This window comes from Streptomyces sp., from assembly GCF_050698815.1.
GTDB lineage: Bacteria > Actinomycetota > Actinomycetes > Streptomycetales > Streptomycetaceae > Streptomyces.
On record NZ_JBOHCV010000110.1, the window covers coordinates 1 to 5,079 of the forward strand.

Consider the following 5,079-nt stretch of genomic DNA (forward strand, 5'->3'; position numbering starts at 1 on the left):
GTCGGGAAGCTTCGCGGACTCACTGCGGCCGAGTCCGGCCATTTCCACGACCGTACGTCCCTCGGGACCGGCGACAGCCCGCACCCACACGCGCCTGCGCTGGATGAACAGCGAGCCCGCGAGGCCGCCGATCGCGGCGAGCGCGCCGCCCAGCGCCCAGCCGCTGCCGACCTCGTGGACGATCTGGAACTGGGCCCACTGGCGCACGCCTTCGAACTTCAACTCGGCGTCGCCGTCGGGCAGCTTCATCGTCTCGCCCGGCAGGATCTTCTTCGCCAGCGGGCTCCCGTCGCCTTTCTTGAACTGCTTCATGCGCTTGGTGTCGAGCTGGTAGACGCTCTGTGCGGCTCCGAACTCCATCCCGAGGTCGCCGTGGTAGGCGGTGAGGAAGAGCACCGGGTACTTCAGGGACGGCGACTGCGAGAACATCGAGCCGGAACCCGAGCCGCCGAAGGTCGGCACGAAGAAGCCCTGGAAGCCGAGTTGGTCCTTGCGGCCCTTCGCGTCGCGGTAGTCGGTGACCTTGACGACCCCGGACGAGGTCAGGTTGCCGTCCTGCGGCAGGAAGGCGACCGGGCCCCGGTAGGCGGTCCGGCCCTTGCCGTCCTTGACGGATACGACGGGGGCGTAGCCGTTGCCGTTCAGGAAGACCTTCGAGTCGCCCACCTGCAGCGGGTGGTTGACCTTGATCGAGCTCTTCTTCTCCTTGCCGTCCGCGCCCTGCCAGTACGAGACGTCGGCGCGGAAGGTGCGCGCGGTGCCCTTCTCCGGGCCGCTCTCCTCGTACGTGGCGTCGAAGCCGTCGAGGCTGAAGCCGAAGGAGTCCAGGTCGTCCGCGTCGAAGAGCGAGCCGGACTTGAAGTCGTCGGACTGGGTGAGGGTGTGGGAGAAGCCGTCGCCCTTGATGATCAGCTTGCCGCCCTCGGACCCCCACAGCTGTCCGGCCGCGAAGGCGAGCAGCAGCACGATCAGCGCGATGTGGAAGAGGAGATTTCCCGCCTCGCGCAGATAGCCCTTCTCGGAGGCGACGGCGTCACCGTCGCGCTGCACCCGGAAGCGCCGCCTGCCCAGCAGTCTCGCCGCGCTGCCCAGCACGTCGTCCTGGCCGGCGGCCGTCTTCCAGGTGGTGTAGACGGGCATACGGTCCAGGCGGCGCGGTGCGCGCGGGGGCCGTCCGCGCAGCTGGCCCGTGAACTGCCAGGTGCGCGGCACGATGCAGCCGGCCAGCGAGATGAACAGCAGGATGTAGATCGCCGAGAACCACACCGAGGTGTAGACGTCGAAGAGCTGCAGCTTCTCGTAGACGGGCGCGAGAACGTCGTGCTTCTTCTGGAACGCCTCGACCTTGACCTTGTCGACGTCGGTCTGCGGGATGACCGAACCGGGGATCGCGCCGAGGGAGAGCAGGAAGAGCAGGATCAGCGCGACCCGCATCGAGGTCAGCTGCCGCCAGAACCAGCGGGCCCAGCCCAGCACGCCCATGGAGGGGACGTTGAGCCGCTCCTCGCCGGGAGCGGTGGACAGCGTGGACAGCTGGGATTCGGCTTCCCGCGCCAGCCGGCCCTCCTCGCTCTCGCTCCCGGGTGTGCTGCCGGTGCCGGCGGTTTCCGTCGTACGCATAGCTCAGATTCCCACGGTGAAGTCGGACGACCAGACTTGCAGGCCGTACACGATCCGGTCCCAGACCCCGGTGACGAGCAGCACGCCGACCACGACGAGCATCACGCCGCCGGCCCGCATCACCCACGCGTAGTGCCGCTTGACCCAGCCGAACGCACCCAGGGTGCGCCGGAAGGCGATGGCGGCGACGACGAAGGGGACGCCGAGTCCGAGGCAGTACGCCACTGTCAGCAGCGCGCCACGCCCCGCGCTCGCCTCGCTGAAGGCGAGGGTCTGCACGGCGGCGAGCGTCGGTCCGATGCACGGCGTCCAGCCGATCCCGAACAGCACACCCAGCATGGGGGCGCCCGCCAGCCCCACCGCCGGCCGGCGGTGGATGCGGAACTCGCGCGAGGTGACGCGCGAGAGCGGGCCCAGCGCGCCCATGAACGCGAGTCCCAGCAGGATCGTCAGCGCGCCCAGCACCCGGGAGATGACCACCCGGTGCTCCTGCAAGGTCGCACCGAAGCCGCCGAACAGGGCGCCTCCGGAGACGAAGACCGCGCTGAAGCCGAGCACGAAGAGCCCCGCCCCGAGCAGCATCCGGCCACGTTTGGCCTGGGCCAGATCCGTGCCGCTGACGCCGGTGACGTAGCTGAGGTAGCCGGGCACGAGCGGCAGTACGCACGGGGAGAAGAAGGAGACCAGGCCGCCGAGCACGGCGATGGGAAGGGCCAGCAGCAGAGCGCCGCTCAGGACGGTCTGGTTCACCCCGGTGGCGAGCAGGCTCATGCCGTGGTCACTTCCGCGCCGTCAACGGGTCGAGGGCGGAGCGCAGTTCCTTCTCGCTCAGCTCCTTCAGCGCCCGTACGGCGATCTTGCCGTCCCGGTCCAGGATGAGGGTGGAGGGGATGGACTGCGGCGAGAGGCTGCCCTTGGGGAAGCGCAGGATCAGCTTGCCGCTGGGGTCGTAGAAGCTCGGGTAGTCGACGCCGTAGTTGCGCTCGAACGCCTTGGCGTTGGCCCGGTCCAGATCGCGGGTGTTGATCCCGAGGAACTGCACGTCCTTGCCGGCCGCCTTGGTCTCCTCGGCGACCTTGGCGAGGTTCGGCGCCTCGGCCCGGCAGGGAGCGCACCAGGAGCCCCATACGTTCAGGACGACGACCTTCCCCCGGTGGTCGGACAGCTTCAGCCGCTCACCGTCGACACCCTTGCCCGAGATGTCCGGCGCCGCCTCCCGGTCCGCCTTCCGCACCTTGGTGATCTCTCCGGTGCCCTCGACGAACTTCGTGTCCCCGGAGGACGATCCGGTGTCGCTCCCGCCGCACCCGGTCAGCACCGAAGCTCCGGCCGCGACCATGGCGAGCATGGCGGCCAGCGGGGCGGGGCGGCGCGGGAAGGCGCGGGTCCGGCTCATGTGAAAAGTTTCGCATGCGCCCGGGAGGGATCTTCCGCGCCCCCCGTTCGGCTAAGCCCCCCGGGGCTTGGCCGGCTTGATCCGCTTGGCGCCCGCCAGCAGATGTGCGGGGACCAGGTCCCGCGCCGGCTCCGTGTAGCCGACCGAGACGATCGTGTCGCCGATGAAGGTGAAGCTGGTGAGTGAGGCCAGGGTGCACTGCCGGCGGCGCGGGTCGTGCCACAGACGCCGCCGCTCGACGAAGCTGCGCAGCATCCAGATGGGCAGCTGATGGCTGACGCAGACCGCCTCGTGTCCGCGCGCCGCGTCCCGCGCCGCGTCCAGGGCGGCCCGCATCCGTACGACCTGATGCACGTACGACTCCCCCCACGACGGCCGGAAGGGGTTGAGCAGGTGGCGCCAGTTCGACGGCCGGCGCAGCGCACCGTCGCCGACGCCGAAGGTCTTGCCCTGGAAGACGTTGCCGGCCTCGATCAGCCGCTCGTCGCTCGCGATGACGAGACCGTGCGTCTTGGCGATCGGGGTCGCCGTCTCCTGTGCGCGCTCCAGCGGGGAGGCGGCGACGTGCGTGACGTCACGGTCGGCGAGCTGCTCGGCGACCCGGTCGGCCATCTGCCGGCCCAGCTCGGACAGGTGGTAGCCGGGCAGCCTGCCGTAGAGGATGCCGCCCGGGTTCTCGACCTCGCCGTGCCGCATGACGTGCACGACGGTGACGGTCTTGTCGTGGCCGGCGCTCATGCCGTGGCCTCCGCGGCGGCCTGGGCGGCGGCGGGCAGCGCGTCGGCGATGCGCTCGAGCGCGCCGTCGTCATGGGCGGTGGAGAGGAACCACGACTCGAAGGCGGACGGGGGCAGATAGACGCCCCGCTCGAGCATCGCGTGGAAGAAGGCGGTGAAGCGGAAGGTCTCCTGGGCCTGTGCGCCCGCGTAGTCGGTCACCGGCCGGTCGGTGAAGAACACCGAGAACATGTTGCCCGCGACCTGGAGTCGGTGCGCGACGCCGGCCTTGGTGAGCGCCTCGGTGACCGCGCCGCGCAGCTGCTCGGAGGCCGCGTCCACAGACGCGTACGCCGGCTCGTCCAGCAGCCGCAGCTGCGCGAGCCCGGCGGCCGTCGCGACCGGATTCCCCGACAGCGTCCCCGCCTGGTAGACGGGCCCGGCCGGGGCGAGATGCTCCATCACCTCCCGGCGCCCGCCGAAGGCCGCGGCCGGGAAGCCGCCGCCCATCACCTTGCCGAACGTCAGCAGGTCGGGAGTGACGCCGTCGAGCCCATACCAGCCCTGCCTGCTGACGCGGAAGCCGGTCATCACCTCGTCGGAGACGTAGAGCGCGCCATGCTCCCGGCACAGCTCCTTGAGGCCCTGGTTGAAGCCGGGCAGCGGCGGCACGACGCCCATGTTGCCGGGGGACGCCTCGGTGATGACGCAGGCGATCTCGTCGGGCCGGGCGGCGAAGGCGGCCCGTACGGCGTCCAGATCGTTGTACGGCAGCACGATCGTGTCGCCCGCCTGCGCTCCCGTCACACCAGGGGTGTCCGGCAGCCCCAGCGTCGCCACCCCGGACCCGGCGGCGGCGAGCAGCGCGTCCACATGCCCGTGGTAGCAGCCGGCGAACTTGATGATCTTCGCGCGTCCGGTGAAGCCTCGCGCCAGCCGGATCGCCGACATCGTCGCCTCGGTCCCGGAGGAGACCAGCCGCACCTGCTCGACGGGGTCGATACGGTCGGTGATCTCCTCGGCGAGAGCGACCTCGTCCGCGCCGGGCGTACCGAAGGACGTGCCGCGGGCGACCGCTTCCTGCACCGCGGCGATCACCTCGGGGTGCGAGTGGCCCAGGATCATCGGCCCCCAGGAGCAGACGAGGTCGACGTACTCCCTCCCGTCCGCATCCATCAGGTACGGGCCGGCACCGGTCACCATGAAGCGGGGCGTACCGCCCACGGCGCGGAACGCGCGGACCGGAGAGTTCACGCCACCCGGCGTCACGGCGGCGGCGCGGTCGAAGAGCGACTGCGATACTGGGGCATCGTACGAATAAGTCACGTGGGCCATGGTGTCAGAGCA

5 protein-coding genes are annotated in these 5,079 nt (G+C 70.5%); all 5 read right to left on the bottom strand.

All coding sequences use genetic code 11. The annotated features are described in order from the left end of the window. Nucleotides 1-1,620 (bottom strand): cytochrome c biogenesis protein ResB (gene resB, locus ACRDP3_RS04265; protein WP_431515453.1); only part of this gene is annotated, 1,620 nt, incomplete at its 3' end. 3 nt (nt 1,621-1,623) lie between these two features. Further along, on the bottom strand, nt 1,624-2,391 hold the full coding sequence (locus ACRDP3_RS04270) for a cytochrome c biogenesis CcdA family protein (RefSeq protein WP_431515454.1): 768 nt from the start codon (nt 2,389-2,391) through the stop codon (nt 1,624-1,626). A 7-nt stretch (nt 2,392-2,398) separates the two neighbouring features. Then, complete coding sequence (locus ACRDP3_RS04275; protein ID WP_431515455.1) at nt 2,399-3,016, bottom strand: TlpA family protein disulfide reductase; 618 nt, start codon at nt 3,014-3,016, stop codon at nt 2,399-2,401. A gap of 51 nt (nt 3,017-3,067) precedes the next feature. Further along, nucleotides 3,068-3,754 carry a histidine phosphatase family protein gene (locus ACRDP3_RS04280; RefSeq protein WP_431515456.1) on the bottom strand — a complete coding sequence of 229 codons (687 nt, stop codon included), beginning with the start codon at nt 3,752-3,754 and terminating at the stop codon, nt 3,068-3,070. Beyond that, the gene (gene hemL, locus ACRDP3_RS04285; RefSeq protein WP_431515457.1) at nt 3,751-5,067 is read right to left on the bottom strand and encodes a glutamate-1-semialdehyde 2,1-aminomutase; all 1,317 of its coding nucleotides are present in this window, start codon (nt 5,065-5,067) and stop codon (nt 3,751-3,753) included. The genes ACRDP3_RS04280 and hemL overlap by 4 nt, the downstream gene beginning before the upstream one ends. Between the last annotated feature and the right edge of the window lie 12 nt (nt 5,068-5,079).

Bases quoted from the DNA above. Each gene is read 5' to 3' on its own strand.
- ACRDP3_RS04270 (WP_431515454.1), bottom strand. From the start codon at position 2,391: ATGAGCCTGCTCGCCACCGGGGTGAACCAGACCGTCCTGAGCGGCGCT.
- ACRDP3_RS04275 (WP_431515455.1), bottom strand. From the start codon at position 3,016: ATGAGCCGGACCCGCGCCTTCCCGCGCCGCCCCGCCCCGCTGGCCGCC.
- ACRDP3_RS04280 (WP_431515456.1), bottom strand. From the start codon at position 3,754: ATGAGCGCCGGCCACGACAAGACCGTCACCGTCGTGCACGTCATGCGG.
- hemL (WP_431515457.1), bottom strand. From the start codon at position 5,067: ATGGCCCACGTGACTTATTCGTACGATGCCCCAGTATCGCAGTCGCTC.